Source organism: Pseudolabrys taiwanensis (genome assembly GCF_003367395.1).
GTDB classification, from domain to species: domain Bacteria; phylum Pseudomonadota; class Alphaproteobacteria; order Rhizobiales; family Xanthobacteraceae; genus Pseudolabrys; species Pseudolabrys taiwanensis.
Map to the genome: position 1 here is coordinate 3,267,510 of NZ_CP031417.1, position 22,212 is coordinate 3,289,721.

The window sequence follows — 22,212 nt, forward strand, 5'->3', positions numbered from 1 at the left end:
GCGCTCGCCACGCGCGAAACCGATGCCCCGACGGTCGATCCGCGGAGCTTGGATGGGATGAAGCCGCCTGGACGCGTTGTCTCTTGAGCCAATGGCCCAGGCGGCAGGATGACGTGAGTGGTGGTGGTCAGGCGCCGCCGGGAAGCGGCGCGTCAGAGTCGACCAGCCCCGACTTGCGCAAGGCGTGCCAGAACTCGGCCGGGACATTCTCGTCGAGCGCGGCGCGATCCTCCGCGATCCGGCTCGGCCGGCTGGCGCCGGGAATGACGGCGGCAACAGCAGGATTGGCCAGCGAGAACTGCAGCCCAGCCGCCTTCATGTTCACGCCGTATCGATCGGCGATCGTCTTGATGGCTGCGACTTTGGCCAGGATCACTGGAGTGGCCGGCGCATATTCGAAGTTGGGACCGCCGACGAGAGCGCCCGAGCTGTAGGGGCCGCCCACGACGATTCCCAAACCCCGCTCGGCCACGGCAGGCATGATCCTTTGCAAAGCGCGGCTGTGGTCGAGAAGCGTGTAGCGGCCGGCGAGCAGGAAGCCATCGGGCTGCGGCGTCTTGAGGTCGAGCAGAAGCTCGATCGGCTCAACGCGGTTGACGCCCAAGCCCCAGGCCTTGATGACGCCTTCGTCCCGCAGGCGGTCGAGCGCCTTGAACGCACCCTTGCGCGCGGTCTCGAATACGCTCAGCCACTCGTCGCCATAAAAATCCTGGGCGACATCGTGGACCCAGGCGATCTCGATGCGGTCGGTCTTCAGACGCTTCAAGCTGTCTTCGATCGATCGCAGCGTCGCGTCCGCGGAATAGTCGTTCACGATCCTGTTGGGACGGCCGTAGCGAAAGACGTCGCCTTTCTCGCCGAGATCGCGCGCGGTCACGTCCTCGACCTCATCGAGGATCAGACGACCGACTTTCGTGCTGATCACGTATTCATTGCGAGGCTTGTCGGCGAGAACCTCACCGAGACGAATCTCCGCGAGACCTGCGCCGTAGAACGGCGCATTGTCGAAGTAGCGAATGCCATCGTTCCACGCCGCTTCGACGGTCGCGCGTGCTTCCGCCTCCGGAATGTCGCGGAACATGTTGCCGAGCGGTGCCGCGCCGAAACCGAGCTTGCCGGGGAGGATATTCTTGAGTGTCATGGTCATCTCCTTTTAGCGAACGTCGACGGGCGCCAGCACCACAGCGGTGCGTTCGGCAAGATCGTTGATCGTCGACAGATAGTGCTGGAAGTGCGGCGTCACCCGATGGGACGTGTTCGCCACACTGTCGATGTAGAGTTCGTCGAGCACGAACCGGCCTTCATCGCTCGGGTCGGCCCAGAGGTCATAACGAAGGTTGCCGGGCTCGGCACGGCTTGCCGTCACGAGCCCCTCCAGTAGTGTCCTGAGCGCGTCGACCTTGCCTTGTCGCGCGTTCAAAATGGCCATGACCTTCACTTGTGCAGACATTGTGCTTTCTCCTTCCAAATTCGACGGTCCGGCGGAACGCCACCTGAGCGCCCCGCCGGTCATCCTCGTTCTCATGCTGTCGCGAGCCGACGATCGAGTGCCTCGACGAACCGCGCAGCGATGGGATGGTCGGAGCGTGGGTTCTGGCCGGTGATCAATTCGCGATCGACCACCACGTTCGGCTCGAAGTCGGTGGCGGTTGTTTCAACCCGGCCGCCCGCTGCGTGCAGCGCGGTCGGCATATCGAAGTACATCTTGGCGTGCAGGATGTGGTCTTCGACGACCTTCTCCTCGGTCTTTGAGAAGACCGTCATCCGGTAGCCGGCATAAGGCCAATCCTTCGCCAGGTCGGCCGCCTTGCCGTGATCGCCGGCGATCAGCGCCGCCCGAAACGCGCGGGCTCGAGGCATCGCCGCCGCGATGGCGATCGGGCCGTGGCAGAGCAAGGCTGTCGGCTTCGCCCGATCGTGGAAGTGGCGGAGAATTTCTCCGACGTCTTCGTTTTGCATCAGGTCCGCGACTGGCGCCTGACCACCGGGGAAAAACACCCCAAGGTACTGGTCGAGACCTTCATCGATGACCGAACGCAGCGTGCGCACCTGGTTCATCGCGGGATCGTTCGCCCAGAACGCCTTTGCGCGGTCATAGGCCGCCGCGTCGCCCTCGAAATGCTGGACGGCGTCCGACACCGGGTCGATGTGGGGCTTGGTCCCGTCAGGGGTGGCGAGCACAACTTCATATCCGGCGGCGATCACCGCCATCGCCGGAACAACGGTCTCGTTCAGATACTGGCCGGTCGCGCCCCAGCCGCCCTGAACTTCGATCCGGGTGGCATTGGAGCCGATAAAGAGCACTTTTCCTTTCGACATTTGCGATTTCTCCGTGCGGCAGGTCCGTCTCATGTCCTCGTGGACACGCGGAATGTGCTCCCCGCGAAGATATTCTAGAAAGGAATTATATTGATTTTAGATATAACCATGACAACAACATAAGACATGCGCTACGACCTCAACCTGCTCCCTATCTTCATCGCCTTGATCGAGGAGCGGAGCGTGACGCGTGCTGCAGAGCGCATGGGCATCACCCAGCCCGCGCTGTCCAAAGCCTTGTCGCGGCTGCGGGAGATGCTGAAAGACCAACTGTTTGTCCGCGAGCGCTACGGCCTGCGGCCGACGCCGCTTGCGCTGGCACTTGCCCCCGGCATCGCCGAGGCGTTGGCAAAACTCGACGACGCCGTGCTGGGCCAGCAGGACTTCGACCCGGCTAAGGCGGAGCGTCTCCTGACGATCGCGTCCAACGGCTACGTCGAGTACGTCCTGACACCGGCGATCGTCGCGCACCTGCAGGCTGTCGCTCCAGGCGTCAAGCTGCGGCTCACGCCCTACGGCACCGACCTTGCGGAAACCGGCGTCACCTCCGGCACGACCGCCTTGGTTCTCGGCCGCATCATTGATCCGCCGGACAATCTCGTCGTACAGCACCTGATGGACGAAGGGCTCGCCTGCATCGTGCGCGCAGACCACCCCGATGTCGGCGACGTCATCTCACGCGAGCAGTTCGAAGCGCTGAAGCACGTCAACGTCATGCCGCCAGGCCGACTGCGTGCAGGCCTGTTTCAGGCATTGGCCAGGCAGGAGCTGAAGCGAGACGTCGCGCTCTCGGTCACCAACTTCTTCGCCGTCGGCGAGATGGTCGCGGTCACCGATTACTGCGCGACACTGCCGAAGCTGATCTGCCGGCGGCTGGCGCACGACCCACGGCTCAAGGTGCTGACGGCGCCGGTCGATCTCGGGACATTCCCGGTCGAGATGGCGTGGCACGTCCGCTATCGCCACGACCCGGCCCACCGATGGCTGCGGTCGACGATCGCGGAGGTCGTCGCGGACTTGTCCTCCACCGCTGCCTGACCTTCGAAACGGACAAGCGGCGCCGGTATCGATCACACGCCCAAATAGCGGTGTTGAATATCCGTGGCCGCCGACAGTTCGGCCGACGAGCCCGTCCACACCACGCGGCCGCGCTCGATCATGAAATGCCGATCGGCGACGCGCATCAACGCGCCGACATTCTTGTCGATCACCAGCACCGAGAGGCCCGTGCCCTTGAGCTTGGCAAGGCAGCGCCAGATCTCCTGACGGATGATCGGCGCGAGACCTTCTGTCGCCTCATCGAGAATCAGCAAGCGCGGATTGGTCATCAGCGCCCGGCCGACCGCCAGCATCTGCTGCTCGCCGCCCGAAAGCTGCCCGCCCATATTGCCTTCGCGCTCGGCGAGCCGCGGAAACAGCTCGTAGATGCGCTGCAACGTCCACTCGCCGCCGTGGCGCGCAGCCGCCGTCGCGACGAGATTCTCGCGTACGCTGAGATTGGGGAAGATCTGCCGCCCTTCCGGCACCAAGCCGATGCCGTATTGCGCCACGCGATAGGCCGGCATGCCCCGGATCTGTCGGCCACCGAAGCGGATCGTGCCGGCGCGGGCCGGCGTCAGGCCCATGATCGAGCGCACGGTCGTGGTCTTGCCCATGCCGTTGCGGCCCATCAGCGTAACCATCTCGCCTTCGCCGATCGACAGCGAAATGCCGAACAGCACCTGGCTGAGGCCGTAGCAGGTCTCGACACCGTCGAGCGTGAGGACCGGTTCAGTCATGGACCACGCCCTCCTCGTGATCGCCGAGATAGGCCTCGCGCACCTGCGGGTTATTGCGAATCTCGTCGGGCGTGCCTGTGGCGACGACGCGGCCATAGACCAGCACGGAAATGCGGTCGGCCAGCGCGAACACGGCCTCCATGTCGTGCTCCACCAGAAGGATCGTGTACTGCTTCTTGAGCTCACGCAGCATGGTCACCATGCGTGCGGATTCTTCGGGCCCCAGACCTGCCATCGGTTCGTCGAGCAACATCATGCGCGGCTTGCCGGCAAGCGCCATCGCGAGTTCGAGCTGGCGATGCTCGCCATGGCTGAGCGCGGCGGCCCTCCGATTGGCACGATCGGCCAAGCCCACGCGCTCCAGCGCGGCGCGCGCGGGGCCGCGCAAGTCGTCCTGCTTGCGGGCATCGCGCCAGAAGTGGAACGAGTGGCCGGCATGCGCCTGCACCGCGAGCGCAACATTGTCGAGCACGCTCAGGTCCAGGAACAGCGACGTGATCTGGAACGAGCGCGCCAGGCCGAGCATGCTGCGCTGATACATCGGCAGATAAGTGATGTCCGTGTCGCCGAAGCGAACGCGGCCGGCGTCCGGCATCAGTTGGCCGGTAAGCTGGGCGATCAAAGTCGTCTTACCGGCACCGTTCGGGCCGATCACCGCGTGCAGTTCGCCCTCGGGAATGGTGATGACGACATCGTCCGTCGCGACGATGCCGCCGAAACGCTTGGCGAGATTCTCGACCTGCAGAAGGGCGGTCATACTTGCTCCTTCCGGTCGATGCGCGCGAGCAGGCCATCAATACCGCCGCGGGCGAACAGCACGACCAGCAGCAGCACCGGACCGAGGATGATCTGCCAATATTCCGACGGACGAATGCCCGAAGCGATGAAGTAGGGATCGATCGTCTTCGCCATCACGAAGGGCAGCGCCTCTTCCAGCGCGAGGAATGCCACCGTGCCGATGACGGGTCCGAACAACGCGCCCATGCCGCCGAGCACGACCATGACGATCAGGTCGCCGGACCGGGTCCAGTGCATCACGGCGGGGCTGATGAAATCGGTGTGGTTGGCAAGCAGGACGCCGGCGAGGCCGCACATCGTGCCGGCGATGACGAAGCAGACGAGCTTGTAGCGGTAGGTTGGAAAGCCGATGGCGCGCATGCGGACGTCGTTGGAGCGCGCGCCCTGTATCGCCATGCCGAAGCGCGAATTGACCAGCCGCCAGACGACAAAGACCGATGCCAGGAGACACACGAGGCAGATGTAATAAAACGTGGCCTTGTTGTTGAGATTGACGAGATCGGCGAACTGGCTGCGTCGCTGGATGGTCAGGCCGTCATCGGCGCCGTAGCGGCTGAGGCTCACGCCGACGTAATAGATCATTTGCGCGAAGGCGAGCGTGATCATGATGAAATAGACGCCGCGCGTGCGCAGCGACAGTGCGCCGATCACCAGCGCGAACAGCGCGGAGACGACCAGGGCCAGCGGCCACTGGATGAAGCCCGACGGAATGCCTTCGAAGGCGAGTATGCCGACGACATAGCCGCCAATGCCGAGATAGGCGGCATGGCCAAAGCTCACCATGCCGCCGTAACCCATGATGAGATTGAGGCTCGTCGCGGCGATCGCGAGGATCACGATGCGCGTCGCCATCGACAGGATGAAGTTGTTGCCGATCACGGCGGCGTAGACCGGCACCAGGAGCAGCCCCAGCACCACGATCGCGGCGAGGGCGTTACGCAGCGTCAGAAGCCTCATCATCGTTGCCCCGGCGCTGGAAAGAGACCCGCGGGGCGCACCACGAGGACAATGGCCATCAGGAGATAGATCAGCATCGAAGACAAAGCCGGCCCGGCCGTCGAGGCCGCGGACGGCGACAACACGAGCTTGAGCAAATCCGGGATCACAGCGCGACCGACCGTGTCGATGAGGCCCGCGAAGATCGAGGCGATGAAGGCGCCGCGGATCGAACCGATGCCGCCGATGATGATGACGACGAAAGCGAGGATCAGGATGTTCTCGCCCATACCGATCTGCGCCGTGAGAATCGCCGCCTGCACCATGCCGGCGAGACCGGCAAGCGCCGCGCCGACGCCGAACACGAACGTGTAGAGCAGTTTGATGTTGATGCCGAGGGCGCCGATCATCTCGCGGTTGGACGCGCCGGCGCGGATCAACATGCCGACACGCGTACGCATGACCACCAGATAGAGTCCGAAGGCAACAGCCAGCGCAACGATGATGATCGACAGCCGGTACATCGAATACTGCATGCCGGGCAGAAGCTCGATCGACGCATTCAACCACGACGGCAGCGTCAGATTCATGCCGCCCGGCCCCCAGACCACGCGCACCAGCTCATTGAAGAACAGGATGAGACCGAACGTGCCGAGCACGTGATCGAGATGATCGCGGCCGTAAAGCCTGCGCATGGCGATCACCTCCAGCGCCATGCCGAGCAAGAGTGTCGCCAGGATCGCGATGGCAATGCCGCCGAGATAGCTACCGGTCAGGGCCGTGAAAGTGGCGGCGAAATAGGCGCCCATCATATAGAGCGAGCCGTGCGCCAGATTGACGAGATCCATGATGCCGAAAACGAGCGTCAGGCCGGCCGCCAGCAGAAAGAGCAGCAAACCGAACTGCAAGCCGTTCAGACACTGTTCAATAAATAGCGTCATTCCTCGAGCCCCTCACCCGGCGCCTTTCATAAAGCAAAACGGCAGGCGCGCAAATATGCCCCCGCCGTGATGCGTTTTGCCGCGTAGCGGGCGCTAGCCTTGCAAGGGCCGGGCCACGCCTACTTCATGGGACATTGGTCGTGGTAGCGGTCCTGGTGGTCCTTGAGGATCGTGGCCGTTGTCTTGATCGTGTAGTTGCCGCCCGCGTCCTTGACCGCTTCCTGCAGGTAGAAATTCTGGATTGGAAAGTGATTGTTCCCGTACCGGTAGTGCCCGCGCACGGAACTATAGTTCGCCTTCTCCATCGCCGCGCGCATGGCGTCCTTTTTCGCAAGATCGCCGCCGACAGCAACGACCGCGCTGTCGATCAGGCCAACCGCATCATAGGCCTGCGCCGCATAGAAGGACGGCTCGCGCTTGTAACGGGCGCGGAAGTCGGCAACGAACCGCTTGTTAGCCTCGTTTGGCAGGTCGACGCCCCAATGCTGCGCCATCGCAACGCCCAGCGCGAGATCCTTCGCACGCGGCAGCGACAGCGCATCGATGATGAACGCCGTATACAGCGGGATGCGGCCTTGCAGGCCCAGCTGGGCGTATTGCCCTAAAAACTGCAGCCCAGCCGCCCCCGGATAGAACGCGAACACCGCCTCGGCCTTGGCTGCCCTCGCTTTCGACAGTTCGGCGGAGAAGTCGAGCTGATCCGGCCACTTCGTGTACTCCTCGCCGACGATCTGACCTTTGAAGTCAGCCTTCAAGCCGGCGATGACGTCCTTTCCCGCGGCATAATTCGGGGCCATAAGAAACGCGCTCTTGATGCCCTTCTGGTTGAGATATTCACCGATCGCCTGCGGCACCTGGTCGCCTTGCCACGAGGTCGAAAAGAACCAAGGCGAGCAAAGGCTGCCGGCGATCTGCGACGGCCCTGCATTGGCGCCGACCAGAAAGGTCTTCGCGTTCACGGCCGACGGCAACGATGCGAGCAGCACGTTGGACGCTATGTATCCCGTGAGGATGTCGACATGGGAGGCTTCGAGCAGCTTCTCCGTCTTCTGCTTACCAACTTCGGGCTTGAGCTGGTCGTCCTCGTAGAACATTTCGACCGGACGACCGGCCATCTTGCGGCCGAGATGATCGAGCCCAAGCTCGAAGGCGTCGCGCATGTCCTGGCCCGCCGCCGCAAGCGGACCGGAGAACGTCGCGACAAAGCCGATCTTGATGCTCTCCTCGGCTGACGCCGAGGTCGTCGCCAAACACGAGGCGAGCGCGAGACAGGCGATTCCCAGTCGCATGGTCTTTCCTCCCTGTTGCCTCCGGCCCCGGCCGGAGGGTGCAATTCGGGTGTATCATTCACCCGTTCATGCGGACGTTCAGATCATCGCCAAAGCTCACGGCTTGCGATCCGCGCACCTTCGACCAGGTTTTTGAACTTGGCCCAGACGATGCTGTTGTGAACTTCGAGCGAAGTCGCGAAGCTGGCGAAGCCGCAGTCCGCACCGGCCATGACATTTTCGCGTCCGACCACCTTGGCAAAGCGAACGAGACGCTCCGCCACCAGTTCTTCATGCTCGATCAGGTTGGTGCTGTGACTGATGACTCCGGGGATGATCACGGCGCCCTCGGGCAGCTTGAGCTTATCGCCCCACAATTTCCATTCGTGCTCGTGGCGCGGATTCGCGGCTTCGAAGGAATAGGCGCCAGCCTTTACCTTCAAGACGATATCGAGAATGTCCTTGCCTTCCATGTCGTGGAGACGCGGACCCATGTTGATGCTGTAGCAGGTGTGATAGCGGACGCGATCGCGGGGAATATCGCGGAGGGCGTGATTCAGCGCCTCGACGCAGACATTCGCCCAACGGCGGACTTCTTGGATATCCATCTCGGGATGCAGGACGTAGTAGGTCGCGAGATTGGGGTCGTCGACCTGCACGATAAAGCCGGCGTCGACGATCGCCTTGTATTCCTCGCGCATCGCGTTGGCGACCGCCTCGAGATATTCCTCGGTCGTCTTGTAATATTCATTCTTGTTCCAATCGACGATGTTGCCGACGGAGATCGACGGGATGAAGGCTTCCTCCACCTTCGCGCCCTGCATCGCGGCCTTCAGATTATCGACGTCTTTCTTGAGCGCAGCATGGCCGCGATACTTCACGGGCCCGATACAGCTCCAGCGCATGGTGCCGGTTCCGCCGGCCGTACCGGATTGTTTCGCCGCCCACTCGTAGTAATCGGGGAACGCCTTCGCCTCTCGCGACTGCCCCCAATAGCTCTGGTTGGCGCCGTAACCGCGCCACTCGAAGCCCTCGAGCCGTTCGTTGACGTAAGGAATGAACCCGACCTTGCCCATCTCCCCATCGGAGATCACGTCGATGCCGGCGTCGGCCTGCTCACGCACACTGTCCTTGACGGCCTGCTTGACGCGCGTTTCGAATGCGGCCTCGTCGAGCTTGTCGCCGTTCTGCTTGTGCTTCAGAAGCTCGACCAGGTCGCCGGGACGCGGCAGACTTCCAACATGCGTGGTCAGGATACGGTCTTGGCTGATTTTCATGACGATCGACACTCGCGTTTGATGATGACTTAGGAGCCACGCCGCAGCGTGATGTTGATGCGGCCGTCGTTCAGGGCGCCGCGTTTGACCAGTAAGACCCACTCACGCATCAGCTCCTTGTAATGGGCCATGTTGCCCTGCCAGAGGCTGTTGATCGCCATGCCGCGGATCATGTTGAGCGTGGTGAGCAGGATGAACGACGCCTGCTGCCGCCCGAGGCCGGACTGCTCGAAGACGGGCAGCCAGATGTCGTTCATCGTCTGGCGGAAGTGCCGCATCAGGCGTTCGATCTGATTCATCAAAGTCGGATCGGTCCGCGCCACGACAAGCACCTCGGTGGCGGCGATGAACGGCCAATCGAAGTAGACGCTCAAACAATCATTGATGAAAGCATCGAGCGGATCGCGCTGCGCTTTCTGGCTGGCCGCGATCGCGCGGCCTTTCTCGATGGCGCGATCGTAGATGAACGCCGTAGCCGCCATGATGAGGTCGGCTTTGGTGCCGTAGTGATGCACCAGGGCGCCGTTGGATAGGCCGGCACGGGTTGCCACTTCTTTGGTGGTGAGACCGTTGTAACCACGGTCGACGAGGACCTCGAGCGTGGCCTTTAAGAGCTTCTCGCGGGCCTCGGAGGTGCGGCTCGCCTGCGTACGGCGCGGACGTTTGACTGTCGTCGCGGCGCGCACCGGCTTGATGGCGCCGATCTTGAGGTCGCGGCGCAGCCGCTCGCGGACGCGTGAGGCGCCTCGCATGTCGTTTTCTCCCTGACGCGGCTGTCTTCGGGACCGCCGTTATCGTTGACGAAAAGTTTGTCCGCGTCGCGCCGGAGAGTCAAGTTACATACCGGCTGCTCTGTTTGTTAATGCGCGGACACAGAGCAGCGCGCCTGCCCACTGCGTGCTTCTGCCCACAACGCAAAAGGCCCGCGCTTGACGCGCGGGCCTTCGCTTCGACCGAAGCGAGCGAGTCGGTGTTACTTCATCGGACACTTGCCGTGATGGGGATCCTGCGCGTTCTCCATCGCGGTTGCCACGGTCTTGAGCTTGTAGGCGTCTCCGTCCTTCACCACTTCCTGCATGTAGAAGTTCTGGATCGGGTAGTTGTTGTTGTTGAACTTGAAGGCGCCGCGCACCGACTTGAAGTCGGCCTTCTTCAGCGCGGCCTGCACCGCATCCTTCTTGCTCAAATCGCCCTTCACACCGGCAACAGCCGAAGCAACCAGGTTGGCCGCATCATAGGCTTGCGCACCGTAGAATGACGGCTCCGACTTGAACTTGGCCATGAAGTCCGCGACGAACTTCTTGTTGGCCTCGTTCGGCAGGTCCGCACCCCACTGATAGGCGGTCATGGCGCCGACGGCCGCGTCCTTCTGCCGCGGCAGGCTGAGCGAGTCGACGACGAAGGTCGAGTACAGCGGGATTTTGCCCTGCATACCGGCCTGCGCATATTGATTGAGGAACTGCACGCCCGCCGCACCCGGATAGAAGGTGTAGATCGCGTCGGGGTTGGCGGCACGCGCCTTCGACAATTCAGCCGAGAAGTCGAGCTGGTCCGGCCACTTCGTGTATTCCTCGCCGACGACCTTGCCCTTGAAGAACGTCTTCATGCCGCCGAGGTTTTCCTTACCGGCCGCGTAGTTCGGGCCGATCAGGTAGACGGTCTTGATGCCCTTCTTCTCCATGTAGGCGGCGACCGCCTGCGGGGTCTGGTCGTTCGTCCACGACGTCGAGAAGATGTAAGGCGAGCAGAGCTCGCCGGCGACCTGGGTCGCGCCGGCATTGGCAACGACGAGGAAGGTCTTGGAATCGACGATCGGCTTGACCGAGGCGAGCAGCACGTTCGACCAGATGTAGCCGACGATGAAGTCGACCTTGTCCGATTCGATCAGCTTCTCGGTCTTCTGCTTGCCGACCTCCGGCTTCTGCTGGTCGTCCTCGTAGATCACCTCGACCGGCAGACCGCCCATCTTGCGGCCCATATGGTCGAGCGCGAGCTCAAAGGCGTTGCGCATGTCGTTGCCGATGACGGCTGTCGGACCGCTGAACGTGGAAACAAAGCCGATTTTGACGGATTTCTGCTGAGCGGCCGCCGGAACGACAGCCATCAGCATGGCGGCACCGGCCGCCAATAAAGTTTTGCGCATATTTCTCCCTCCCGGGGGCATCGTTGGCCCCCCACCTAGACTGGTTCAAGTTTAGCGGCATTGGCGCGCAAACGTCCACCCGGCATCCGCGACACGGTAACCCGCCGAACTATATTTCTGGCGCCCCGCCGAAAGACCGGACCGGCCTCCCATCCGCGCAACGCAACCGTGACGATGTGGCGATTGCGACGGCCAGGGCCGCGGGCTAGAAAGTATGCATACTGACAAATAAGAAAATCGGAGGAACCTCGTGAGCAAGGCGCTCGAAAGAACTTACGACGGCATCATCATCGGTGCCGGCCATCACGGCCTCATTCTCGGCACCTACCTCGCCCGCGCTGGCCTGAAAATTTTGCTCGCCGAGCGGCGGCTCACTTACGGTGGCGGCCTCTGCACCGAAGAGGTGACCCTGCCCGGCTTTTACCACAACCTGCACTCGATCAATCATTTCCACATCAGCGAGACGCCTTGGTTCAAGGACCTCGGTCTGGACGAGCGCGTGACCTACATCACGCCGCGCTATGAACTCGGCCAGGCGCATGCGGACGGCTCCGCGCTGGTGCTCGGCCGCAATCTCGAAGAATCCGTAGCGAGCATCGCGCGCTTCTCCAAGAAGGACGCCGAGACCTTCCGCGAATGGAACGAGATCGCCGAGAAGATCACGGCGGAGATTTTCCTGCCCGAGCGTTACTCCGCGCCGCTGCCGCAAGCGGAGCGCGAGGCGCTGCTATCGAAGACGGCGCTCGGCAGGAAATTCCTCGAGGTCGCGGCGCGCGAACCACTCGAAGTGGTCCGCGAATTGTTCGAGAACGAACACATCCGATTGCTGTTCCTGTTCAAGGTCTCGCTGTTCGGCACGTGGCTTGTCGATACGACGTCGAAGACCTCGCCGATGGGATCGGTCATCCGCGCCTTCGACCTCGAGAGCGGCTACCAGCTCTGTCAGGGTGGTTCGTTCAATCTCGCGCGCGGGCTGATGGAGAGCTTCATCGCCGCGGGCGGCACCTATCAGCCGCAGGTCAATATCTCCCGCATCGTGATCGAGAACAACAAGGCGACAGGCATCGAGCTCGCCGACGGACGCACCGTGCGGGCGAAGCAATTCGTCGCCTCGACCATCGACGTACATCAAACCTTCGAGAAGCTGGTCGGCCGCGAACAGCTCCCCGCGGACTATCGCGCCAAGGTCGACAAATTCCAGTACACGAAATGGAGCCTTTACGGCCTGCATCTCGCGCTCAACGAGAGCCCGCGCTTCGCCGCCGAGAAGTTCGATCCGAACATCAACCGCGTGCAGAAGTGGAGCATCGGCGCCGAGACGATGGACGATCTCTTCTCCGCGCATGAGGACACCAAGGCCGGCCGCGTGCCGAAGGTGATCCAGTTCGGCGCCGGCCCCTTGAGCCTGCTCGATCCGACGCAGGCGCCTCCCGGCAAACACACGACCTATGCCTGGCACGTGCTGCCGATCGACCCGGATATCGGCGACCAGAGCTACGAGGACTTCAAGGAAGAATTCGCCGACAGAATTCTCGAGACCTGGGCAAAGGTCTGCCCGAACATGACGTCGAAGAACGTGCTTGGGCGCTACGTCTACACGGGCCGCGAATACACCCAGGAGCTGATCAATATGCGCGAAGGCGACATCTTCATGGGCGCCTTCAATGCGGACCAGGTGATGTACAATCACTTCGGGTACCGCTCGCCGATCTCGAACCTGTACATGGCGGGCTCGGCGGGGCATCCGGGAGGCGCCATCTCAGGCGGCGCCGGTTATATCAGCGCCGCAATCATAGCCGAGGATCTGGGATTGAAGCCGTGGTGGACGCCCTGGAACGCGCGCCGCGCGCTGGAGGACCATGTCCGAAAGAATGCTGCATAAATGCTAAGTTAAATCCGGGAAGGGCTTTAGCAAACAACTCGGAAACCCATGACGGGCGGCGCTGCGAAGCCTAAACTTCCGGCGCCGCGCTTCGACGCGCCTGGCACTCGACAGACCATGAAAGTGATCGCATGACCGATTTCAACAACATCGTCTTTCCCTCGCTCAAGGAGCGCGTGGTGATCATCACCGGCGCCGGCCAGGGCATCGGCCGCACTTTCGCGAAAGCGTTTGCGACAGCGGGCGCGCGCGTCGTCATTGCCGAATTGAACGAGAACAAGGCCGCGGCGGTGTCCGAAGAGATCATGAAAGCCGGCGGCGAGGCCTTTGCCGTGACCACGGATGTCGGCGACGAGGCGTCGGTCAAGGAAATGATCGAGGTCGTCGAGGACGAGTACAGCCGGATCGACGTGCTGATCAATAATGCTGGTATCTTCTCGACGCTCGAAATGCGTCCGTTTGATCAAATTCCGCTGGAAGAATGGGAGCGCGTCCTGCGCGTCAACCTCACCGGCCCTTTCCTGTGTGCCCGCGCCGTGCTGCCGGCAATGCGGCGCGCGAAGTGGGGCCGCATCATCAACATCGCCTCCGGCGCCGTGCGTCTGGGCCGCCCGAATTACCTGCATTACATCGCCAGCAAGGCGGCGCTCGGCGGCATGAGCCTGTCGATGGCGCGCGAGGTCGGAGCCGACGGCATCACCGTCAATGCCATCCTGCCGGGTGCCACCTTCACCGAGATCGAGCGCAAGACCGTCACGCCCGAACAGAAGCAGCGCATTGTCGCAATGCAGTGCATCCCACGTCCCGAAACGCCCGAGGATCTGGTCGGCGCCGCGTTGTTCCTCGCCTCCGAGGCATCGGCCTTCGTGACGGGTCAGACGATCAATCTCGACGGCGGCGTGACCGGCTAGCGCCGCAAAAAACACACGCCTGTCATACCCCGCGAAAGCGGGGTATCCAGCGTGCTCCGCGCCCTCCTATGATCGCAGCGCTTCGGCGTACTCGGTCATCCGCTTTCGCGGATGACTACGGCTAAACAAGTGGCAGGAACCTCGCTCATGAGTCTCACCATCGCCATCGTCGCTCCCGGCGCCATGGGCGCCGGCGTCGGCCAGCGTCTCGCCGAAAACAAGGTGACGGTGCTGACCTCGCTCGCCGGCCGCAGCGAAGCGAGCGCCGCGCGTGCGCAAAAGGCCGGCATGGTCGGTGTCGGCGACGCGCAGCTCGCGGAGGCCGACTTCCTGTTGTCGATCGTGCCGCCGGGCGAAGCCGTGGCGCTGGCGCGACGACTGGCGCCGGTCCTGCGCGCATCCAACCGAAAGACGGTTTATGTCGACTGCAATGCGGTGAGCCCGCCGACGGCGCAGGAGATCGCCGACGTGATCGCCACCACCGGCTGCATGTTCGTCGACGCGGGCATCATCGGCCCGCCACCCCAGCCCGGCAGCGCCAACACCAAGTTCTACGTGTCCGGTCCGGCCGCCTACGATTTCGCGCGGCTCAACGAGCGCGGCCTGATCGTACGTGTGCTCGACGGGCCGCTTACCGCCGCCTCTGCGATGAAGATGTCGTATGCCGGCATCACCAAGGGCTTCACCGCGCTCGGGGCCGCGATGATGCTCGCGGCAACGCGGGGTGGCTCGGCCGCGGCGCTCAAAGCGGAGTTGGAAGAAAGCCAGGGAGCGCTCTTCAACTGGCTGTCGCGCCAGGTGCCGGGCATGTATCCGAAAGCCTATCGCTGGGTGGCCGAACTCGACGAGATCGCCGGCTTCGTCGGCCAAGATCATCCCGAGCATGCGATGTTTGCCGCCGCCGCGCGCTTCTACGAAGAGATGGCCAAGGACGTCGACGGCGAAAACAGCGAGACGGCGGCGCTGGACAAGTTTATCGGGCGGTGACAAGAGCCGATACCGCCCCGGGATTTCTCGATGTCCGATTCACCGATCCTCACCGAGCAGCGCGATGGTTACCGTGTCATCACGCTGAACCGGCCCGACAAGCTCAACGCGTTCAATGACGCGATGCATGCGGCGCTGCGTGAAGCCGTCGATGCCGCCGAAGCCGACGAAACCTGCCGCGCGCTTCTCATCACCGGCGCCGGCCGCGGCTTCTGCGCCGGTCAGGACCTTGCCGACCGGGTGGCCAAGCCCGGCGAGAAGATCGTGCTCGGTGTCACGCTCGAGCAGTACTACAACCCGCTGGTCCGCAAGCTGCGCGCCCTGCCCTTCCCCGTAATCGCCGCCGTCAACGGCGTCGCCGCCGGCGCCGGCTGCAACGTCGCGCTCGCCTGCGACATTGTGCTCGCGGCCCGGGCCGCGACCTTCGTTCAGTCCTTCGCGCGTATCGGGCTCGTGCCCGATTCCGGGGGCACCTGGTTGCTGCCGCGCCTCATTGGCGAGGCTCGCGCCCGCGCCCTGGCGCTGACGGCAGAACCGATCTCAGCCGAAAAGGCCGAGAACTGGGGCCTCATCTACAAATGCGTGGACGACGCCGCCTTGCTGCCGGAGGCCGAGAAGCTTTGTGCGCAGTTTGCCAAGGCGCCAACGGCCGGCCTCGCACTGATCAAACAGGCCTTCGCCGCTTCGCCCACCAATACCCTCGACGCGCAGCTCGATTTGGAGCGGGACCTGCAGCGCCAGGCTGGATTTAATCCGGACTATGCGGAAGGCGTCCGCGCCTTTATGGAGAAGCGGAAACCGAACTTCATTGGACGGAAAAAGAGCGAATGACCAGCAAGACTCCCCTGCGCGTCGGCATTGCCGGCCTCGGCGCCGTCGGCCTCGATGTGGCGCGGCGCCTGATCGATGGCGTCATCGAAGGCGTGACACTCACCGCCGTTGCCGTGCGCGACGCCGATAAGGCCCGCCGCGCCCTACCACAGCTTGGTGACCTGATCGCCTTCCGCTCGATGTCCGCTCTCGCCGACGATTGCGACGTCGTCGTGGAATGCCTGCCGCCGGCGCTGTTCCGCGAGGTGGCGGTCGCCACCATCGACAAAGGGCGGCTTTTCATGCCGCTGTCGGTGGCGCAGCTTCTGAAGAACCCGGACCTCATCACCCGGGCCAAGGAAAAGGGTGCGCGCATCCTGGTGCCGACCGGCGCACTGCTCGGCCTCGACGCCGTGCGCGCGGCCGCCGAGGGAACCATCCACTCAGTGAAGATGGTCACCCGCAAGCCGCCAAAGGGCCTGGAGGGTGCGCCCTATCTCGTCGAGCGCAGCGTCTCGCTCGAAGGGCTGAAGGAGCCGCGCAAGATCTTCGACGGCACCGCGCGTGAAGGCGCCATCGGCTTCCCCGCCAATGTCAATGTCGCGGCCGCCTTGAGTCTTGCCGGCGTCGGTCCTGACCGTACCCAGCTCGAAATCTGGGCCGATCCGACCGTGACGCGTAACACGCACACCATCACGGTCGACTCCGACGCTATGCGCCTCTCGATGACTATCGAGAGCATACCGTCGGAAAATCCGCGCACGGGCAAGAGCGTCGCGCCATCGGTGATCGCGGCGCTGCGTGGACTCGTCTCGGAACTCAAGGTCGGTAGCTGACGAAGCGCGTAGGCTTCACGCGCTCTCCCGCACCATCGATTTGATCGAGCGCATCAGCGTCGCGAATTCGCGGCGCCGCGTCGCCGTGTCTTCGCGCGCACGCTCGGCGGCATGCTCCGCATTGGACGGCCGGGAAAAATCAATCGCGTCCGCTGCGTCTTTCAATGCTTCGAGGACATCCGAATCCATACAACACCTCCGCTACAAACCTCGTCTTCAGATCAAACCCGCAGGAATATTTTGCGCCGATAGAGATAGCCGGCCAGCGCCACGACGAAGACGAGCGCCACCATGTGCGACAGCAGACGCCCGGCGCCTGGTGTCAGCAGCACATCGATTGAGGCCGCCAGATCGCCGCCGACGAACCGGCGGGCGAGCGGCTCGAAGCCGACGATGCCGTTGATGAAATAGAGCAGAATGGCGTTGGCGCCGATCCAGGTGAGCACCGTCGCCCAGGTCTTGTAGCCCCACACGTCGACGATCTGATGCGTAATGCCGAGCAAGATCGCGCTCCAGCCGGCAGCAACCAGCACGAACGACGACGTCCACAGCGCCTTGATGAGCGGGAACTGAAGCGACCAGAGATAGCCGGCGGCGAGCATAACGACACCCGCGCCGATGAGAACGAACGACTTGCCTTGTGCCGTCAGCCGCTCGTCCTTGAGGACAAGCCCGCACAGCACGCCGATGAGGCAAGAGCCGACCGCTGGCAAGGTGCTCAGCAGCCCTTCCGGATCGCGCGTGCCGTCCCACAGCCGGCCGGGCAGATAGTTGCGATCGATCCAGTTGGCGAGATTGGCGTCGGGCGCAAAGGAGCCAGCGCCGATGCCAGGCACCGGCACGAAGGTCATGAGCGCCCAATAGCCGCCGAGCAACACGACGACCGTTGCGAGCAGTCCACGCCAATTCAGATGCAAGAAGAGCAGCGATGCGGCGAGGTAGCAGATCGCAATGCGCTGCAAGACTCCCAAGAGGCGAACGTCCGCCCAATGATTGCCGATGCCGCCATAGTAGATGACGCCGAGCGCGTAGAGCACGATCGACCGCTGCACGATGCGCATATAGGCGCCGCGAAGGCCCTCGCGCTCGACGAGCCGCGGCAGCGAAAGCGTGATAGCGACACCGGTGATGAAGATGAACAGCGGAAAGACAAAATCGTAGAAGGTGAAGCCTTCCCACTCCGCGTGACTGATTTGCGTATGCAGAAAATTGCCGAAGGCATCGAGTGGGCCTGATTTGCCCTGGCACATCTGCGCTAGCGCCAAAATCGCGCCTTCGCCGCCGAGAATCCAAATAAAATTAAACCCACGCAGCGCGTCGAGTGAAGCAACGCGGCGAGTCTGCACATCGAGAGGCAGTTCGACGTAGCGCATGGACGGCCGCCATTTTGCGCCAGGGGTTCGCTAGAGAACGGGTCAACGGCGAAATGGTTGCCAAACTTAGGCGCGGCATCGGCCGTGTACTTGACCTGAGTCAAGTGCAGCGGTGCGAAACCACAGTCAGAGCGCGTGATCGGAACTACTTACCGCCGGCAGCGGCGGTGTGCGTACGCGGCGCGCAGCTTCCATTGCCGGCGCTGATCCGGAAATAGTTCCGGCCGACAAACGAGGTGTCGTAGTGGTGCCAGTTGGCCGGATGATCGTAAGCCAGGATGCCCGCGAGCGTCACCGCGAACACCGAGCTCTCCATATCCCGCTGCAGCGCCGTCAAATTCTCCGGCAGCTTCGAACTTGCATAATCGACGTAATAGGCGCGCTGCACGCAGGCAAGATCCTCGACCGCATCGAGGGCGGCCTTGGCCGTCATGATGTGATCGGAATGGTCCTGCGGATTGATGCGCACGTCGGTCTCGGCAACATTGAGCTGCACCTGAGCCGCTTGGCCCCGTTCGAAATCGATGAGTGCGCGCAATGTCTTGGTGAGATCGCTCCAACCGCTGTAAGTGGCCGAACCGTCTATCGCCCGCAGGGTGCCGCTGGCGCCGGTATTCAGCCGCTGCAGCGACTGGAAGCCGGTCTCATAGTAGCCCTCACCGGACCAATGTCCGTCAGGCACCCGCAGGAAGTAGCTCACGGTGTTGCGGTAAGCGATGCGATAAATCGGATGGCCGTTGAACGGCGTATGCGAAACCTCCTTGTCGACCGGCTGCCCGCTCGTGTCGACCATGAAGCGCACAGCCTGCTCGGCCCCGTTCTCTCGCGCAAGATAGTACGGATGCTTGCGCCCTCGGCTACCGAGGCCCGCTCCGTCGTCACCCGCCGTCATGTAGACGAACACGGTCTTCGCCGCGCCGCCCATCACGTCCTGAAAGGCGGACGGGTTCATGAACAGCTGCCAGTCGTCTTCATGCGCGGCAAAATAGAAGGCGACCTTGTCCGGCCGGTGAACCTCGTCGGCAAATACCGGCGCAGTACTCAACACCGCCACTGAAAGACAAGCTGCCGCAAACGAGCGCGTAACGATCATTCCCCCGCCCCCGAATAAGCAATGGTGAGTCATCGAACGATTGTGTCGAGGCTGCTACGTCGAACAGGATGTTGGCCGAGGTAAGGCAGCGGCTTAACCCGTTACCGTTGACGCGCGACCAGCACCTGCTCCGCAGCGGCGACGCCAGTTCGATATGCACCATGCGCCGTGGAAAAGTCGTGTTCGGAGCACGCCTCACCGGCGAAGAACAATCTGTCATCGACCGGCGCAGCAAGCACTTGCCGGCAATGCGCCTTGCCGACAAGGGCAAACGAATAGGCGCCGCGCGCATAAGGATCCGTGCCCCACGGATGAACGATGATCGGCTTGAGCCGTGCGGCGAAAGCACCGCCGAGCGCCGCCGTCAGCTCCGCGACCGCGAAATCGTAGAACGCGGCCGCCCCGCCAACCTCAAGCTCTGCCGCCAATTCCCCGCCGAAGTAAGCCTCGATCATCGGCCGCCCGAATGGACGCAGATGATAAGCGGCAGTTGCGCGATCCGTGTGGGCAAACAGCCGGCTGTCGGGCTCGAACTCCTCGGCACCCTCGAGTGCGATGAAGAGCTTGTCGTCCAGCCCGAGCGGCAGGTTACGTGCCGCCTCGATCTTCTCCGGCAGCACCGGCCAGAAGAGATCATCCATGGCCGCCATGACGCTGGTCGGCAGCGTCACGATGATCTTGTCGGCAGTGATCGTGCCGCGGGCGGTGTCGACGCGGAGCCGCTTGCCGGAATGATCGATGCGTCGCACGGCACAATCGAGCGCCGCCGGCACGTCATTGGCATGCGCGGCGATCAACGTGCCGTAGCCTTCGACCACGCGCCAGTTCACGTCGGTGTCGGCGTAATTATCGAAATCGCGCGCGGATACGCGGTGCAATTCGCCACCGCTGATGAAGGTGCCGACCGCGCCGATCAGCGCATTCCATCGGTTGCCGGGCTCAAGCGCGGCCGACGCCGGCACATCCTTGCCCTGACGCGCCAGAGCTTCGAGACGCTGATAAAAGGCGTGCAGCGCTTCGGTGAAGTCTTGCTGTTGCTGGCGCGGAAATCCGATCTCGAGCGAGGGCTTGGTCCAAGGCGGCGGCGATTTGTCGATGGTGCGGCCTTGGCGCGCAGCGAGTTCGCTCCACGGGTTTTCATCGGCGGAGTGCAACCAGCCGCAGCCGAGATCGATCCTTGTGCCGTCCGGCAGTTGCCAACTGAAGCCGCGTCCCCCGAGGCGATCCCGCGCCTCGATCAGAAGACAATCAACGCCCGCCTCGTGCAGTCGCTTCGCGGCGGCAATGCCGGCGGCCCCGCCGCCAATGACGGCGACTTCAACATCGTCTTTAGACATATCGGTGAATGCAACTCCGGACTCGATCCGAAGCACATAAGCCCTCGCGCGCGGATATGCGAGGGCAGGACACGCCTCATCCGGCCATGCGGATGAAGCACAGCCTCGCCTTCCCAGCGCGAAGTGCTTTTGTTCTTGTTAGTGATCAGACCCGAGCATGGGCGCCATCAGCAGCACACACGCCCAGACCACCCCAATCGACGCCAGTGCAATCAAGAGAACGGTCATTCCCACCCTCCTTAGCGGCGTTTCTCCCACGACCTTCTTTTTTTGTGATGGTAGCAGGTTCGACAGAACTGTCATGACGCGCTGCGGCAGGCTTCCGGCCGCTGCCCATGGATGTGGCGCGATATTCAGCGGTGTGCCTCCGCTAGAACCCTTGACAGTCGGTCACGCCAGCGTTTTCATTTGAGTACAAACGATCGCCGACCGGGAAAGGCGAGGCAATGTCGAGGCGCATGGCGCATACTCCGCCATGTCCAGTTCACAGAGGTGAAATCGATGCCCCTCCTTCCGCTCCCGATGCTCCGCCAGTTCGGCCTGATTGCCCTTGTCGCCGGCAGTCTTGCGCAAAGCCCTTCATTCGCTGAAGAAATCTCGGTGACCCAGTGGGGGCAGAGCCTCTATGGCGCGCCCTTCGCTGTGGGCATGGACAAAGGTCTCTTCAAAAAGGCCGGGATCGACATCACCGGCATCATCGGCTCGGCCGGTGGCGGTACGACCGTCCGCAACATCCTGGCGAGCGCCACGCCCTATGGCGAGGTAGCACTCCCCGCCGCGCTCGCCGCAGCGGCTCAGGGCGGACTCGATCTCATTATCGTCAATGTGGGCACGCACACCGTCGCCGAGTCTTCGCTGGTGACGATGCCGAATTCCGACATCAAGACGATCGACGACCTCGTCGGCAAGAAAGTCGCGATCACCTCGCCGAAATCGTCGTCGGAAATGATCTTTCTGATGGAATTGAAGGCGAAGGGCATCGATCCCGCCAAGATCACCCGCGTCGCGGCCGGCGGTTATCCGCCCGCTCTGACGATGCTGGAACAGGGCGCGGTGTCGGCGGCCGGCCTGATCGAGCCTTTGTCGATCATCCGCAAGGACCGCTATCGCACCGTGCTCGCCGCCAAGGATGTGCTGCCGCCGATGACGACCTCGGTCGGGATCACCACGCGCGAGTTCGCTAAGGCGCATCCCGACAAGCTGAAGGCAATCATCGCCGGGCGCCGCGCCGCGGTGGAAGCGATCTACGCCAACCCGGGTGAGGCGGCTGCCGTCCTGCAGAAGATGTGGAACTTCGATCCGGCCGTGGCCAAGGTCGCGGTGGACAACATGATCGGTCCGAAGATGTGGAGCCTCGGCGATTTCGATCGTGCCGAGCTCGAGCGTACGGTGGATGGCCTGCGGCTCATCGGCGAGGTCAAAGGCGAGATCGACTGGAGCAAGCTGATCGACCAGTCTTTCCTGCCGGCCGATCTGCAGCGTAAGCTCTAACCGCATGTCCAGGGCCGCCGTCGCCCCAAAGT

The 22,212-nt window shown here is 63.0% G+C and carries 22 protein-coding genes; 7 read left to right on the forward strand and 15 right to left on the reverse strand.

What is annotated here, in order from left to right:
• Positions 1-127 precede the first annotated feature (127 nt).
• From DW352_RS15600 to DW352_RS15610, 3 genes are all read right to left on the reverse strand, one after another.
• Positions 128-1,141 carry an aldo/keto reductase gene (locus DW352_RS15600; RefSeq protein ID WP_115692200.1) on the reverse strand — a complete coding sequence of 338 codons (1,014 nt, stop codon included), beginning with the start codon at positions 1,139-1,141 and terminating at the stop codon, positions 128-130.
• A 12-nt stretch (positions 1,142-1,153) separates the two neighbouring features.
• The gene (locus DW352_RS15605; protein ID WP_115692201.1) at positions 1,154-1,450 is read right to left on the reverse strand and encodes a putative quinol monooxygenase; all 297 of its coding nucleotides are present in this window, start codon (positions 1,448-1,450) and stop codon (positions 1,154-1,156) included.
• A gap of 71 nt (positions 1,451-1,521) precedes the next feature.
• Complete coding sequence (locus tag DW352_RS15610) at positions 1,522-2,319, reverse strand: type 1 glutamine amidotransferase domain-containing protein (RefSeq protein WP_115692202.1); 798 nt, start codon at positions 2,317-2,319, stop codon at positions 1,522-1,524.
• A gap of 126 nt (positions 2,320-2,445) precedes the next feature.
• On the opposite strand from DW352_RS15610, the gene DW352_RS15615 reads away from it, so the two are divergent.
• Positions 2,446-3,357 (forward strand): LysR family transcriptional regulator, encoded by a 912-nt coding sequence (locus DW352_RS15615; protein WP_115692203.1) that lies wholly within the window; start codon positions 2,446-2,448, stop codon positions 3,355-3,357.
• Between the two features lie 32 nt (positions 3,358-3,389).
• Here the strand turns inward: DW352_RS15615 and DW352_RS15620 are convergent, their stop codons facing one another.
• The 8 genes from DW352_RS15620 to DW352_RS15655 all read right to left on the reverse strand — a co-directional run bounded on the left by DW352_RS15620 (position 3,390) and on the right by DW352_RS15655 (position 11,460).
• Positions 3,390-4,097 carry an ABC transporter ATP-binding protein gene (locus tag DW352_RS15620; protein WP_115692204.1) on the reverse strand — a complete coding sequence of 236 codons (708 nt, stop codon included), beginning with the start codon at positions 4,095-4,097 and terminating at the stop codon, positions 3,390-3,392.
• Positions 4,090-4,854 carry an ABC transporter ATP-binding protein gene (locus tag DW352_RS15625; RefSeq protein ID WP_115692205.1) on the reverse strand — a complete coding sequence of 255 codons (765 nt, stop codon included), beginning with the start codon at positions 4,852-4,854 and terminating at the stop codon, positions 4,090-4,092. Before DW352_RS15625 ends, DW352_RS15620 begins: the two co-directional genes overlap by 8 nt.
• Positions 4,851-5,855: a branched-chain amino acid ABC transporter permease gene (locus DW352_RS15630; protein WP_425374613.1), complete on the reverse strand. Its 1,005-nt coding sequence runs from the start codon at positions 5,853-5,855 to the stop codon at positions 4,851-4,853. Before DW352_RS15630 ends, DW352_RS15625 begins: the two co-directional genes overlap by 4 nt.
• The gene (locus DW352_RS15635) at positions 5,852-6,772 is read right to left on the reverse strand and encodes a branched-chain amino acid ABC transporter permease (protein WP_115692207.1); all 921 of its coding nucleotides are present in this window, start codon (positions 6,770-6,772) and stop codon (positions 5,852-5,854) included. Before DW352_RS15635 ends, DW352_RS15630 begins: the two co-directional genes overlap by 4 nt.
• Before the next feature lie 119 nt (positions 6,773-6,891).
• A complete protein-coding gene (locus DW352_RS15640) occupies positions 6,892-8,061 on the reverse strand; it encodes an ABC transporter substrate-binding protein (RefSeq protein WP_115692208.1) in 1,170 nt (389 codons plus the stop codon).
• 83 nt (positions 8,062-8,144) lie between these two features.
• The gene (locus DW352_RS15645; RefSeq protein ID WP_115694435.1) at positions 8,145-9,317 is read right to left on the reverse strand and encodes a cobalamin-independent methionine synthase II family protein; all 1,173 of its coding nucleotides are present in this window, start codon (positions 9,315-9,317) and stop codon (positions 8,145-8,147) included.
• Positions 9,318-9,346: 29 nt separating this feature from the next.
• Entirely contained in the window at positions 9,347-10,069 is a 723-nt protein-coding gene (locus DW352_RS15650; protein ID WP_115692209.1) for a TetR/AcrR family transcriptional regulator, read from the reverse strand.
• A 221-nt stretch (positions 10,070-10,290) separates the two neighbouring features.
• The gene (locus tag DW352_RS15655; RefSeq protein WP_115692210.1) at positions 10,291-11,460 is read right to left on the reverse strand and encodes an ABC transporter substrate-binding protein; all 1,170 of its coding nucleotides are present in this window, start codon (positions 11,458-11,460) and stop codon (positions 10,291-10,293) included.
• Between the two features lie 250 nt (positions 11,461-11,710).
• Here DW352_RS15655 and DW352_RS15660 point away from each other — a divergent pair, with 250 nt between their 5' ends.
• From DW352_RS15660 to DW352_RS15680, 5 genes are all read left to right on the forward strand, one after another.
• Complete coding sequence (locus tag DW352_RS15660) at positions 11,711-13,342, forward strand: phytoene desaturase family protein (RefSeq protein ID WP_115692211.1); 1,632 nt, start codon at positions 11,711-11,713, stop codon at positions 13,340-13,342.
• A 131-nt stretch (positions 13,343-13,473) separates the two neighbouring features.
• Positions 13,474-14,253, forward strand: a complete 780-nt coding sequence (locus DW352_RS15665) for an SDR family NAD(P)-dependent oxidoreductase (protein WP_115692212.1) — start codon at positions 13,474-13,476, stop codon at positions 14,251-14,253.
• 147 nt (positions 14,254-14,400) lie between these two features.
• Entirely contained in the window at positions 14,401-15,240 is an 840-nt protein-coding gene (locus DW352_RS15670; RefSeq protein ID WP_115692213.1) for an NAD(P)-dependent oxidoreductase, read from the forward strand.
• Positions 15,241-15,270: 30 nt separating this feature from the next.
• A complete protein-coding gene (gene paaG / locus DW352_RS15675; protein ID WP_115692214.1) occupies positions 15,271-16,071 on the forward strand; it encodes a 2-(1,2-epoxy-1,2-dihydrophenyl)acetyl-CoA isomerase PaaG in 801 nt (266 codons plus the stop codon).
• Positions 16,068-16,886, forward strand: coding sequence for an aspartate dehydrogenase (locus tag DW352_RS15680; protein WP_115692215.1), 819 nt, complete (start codon positions 16,068-16,070; stop codon positions 16,884-16,886). Before paaG ends, DW352_RS15680 begins: the two co-directional genes overlap by 4 nt.
• A gap of 15 nt (positions 16,887-16,901) precedes the next feature.
• Here the strand turns inward: DW352_RS15680 and DW352_RS26850 are convergent, their stop codons facing one another.
• The 4 genes from DW352_RS26850 to DW352_RS15695 all read right to left on the reverse strand — a co-directional run bounded on the left by DW352_RS26850 (position 16,902) and on the right by DW352_RS15695 (position 20,689).
• On the reverse strand, positions 16,902-17,075 hold the full coding sequence (locus tag DW352_RS26850; RefSeq protein ID WP_162826992.1) for a hypothetical protein: 174 nt from the start codon (positions 17,073-17,075) through the stop codon (positions 16,902-16,904).
• 32 nt (positions 17,076-17,107) lie between these two features.
• Positions 17,108-18,259 carry an acyltransferase family protein gene (locus DW352_RS15685; protein WP_115692216.1) on the reverse strand — a complete coding sequence of 384 codons (1,152 nt, stop codon included), beginning with the start codon at positions 18,257-18,259 and terminating at the stop codon, positions 17,108-17,110.
• 145 nt (positions 18,260-18,404) lie between these two features.
• On the reverse strand, positions 18,405-19,352 hold the full coding sequence (locus DW352_RS15690) for a PIG-L family deacetylase (RefSeq protein ID WP_162826993.1): 948 nt from the start codon (positions 19,350-19,352) through the stop codon (positions 18,405-18,407).
• A 101-nt stretch (positions 19,353-19,453) separates the two neighbouring features.
• A complete protein-coding gene (locus DW352_RS15695) occupies positions 19,454-20,689 on the reverse strand; it encodes a flavin monoamine oxidase family protein (RefSeq protein WP_115692218.1) in 1,236 nt (411 codons plus the stop codon).
• A gap of 501 nt (positions 20,690-21,190) precedes the next feature.
• Between DW352_RS15695 and DW352_RS15700 the strand changes: the two genes are divergently transcribed.
• On the forward strand, positions 21,191-22,180 hold the full coding sequence (locus DW352_RS15700) for an ABC transporter substrate-binding protein (protein WP_210209844.1): 990 nt from the start codon (positions 21,191-21,193) through the stop codon (positions 22,178-22,180).
• Positions 22,181-22,212: the final 32 nt, after the last annotated feature.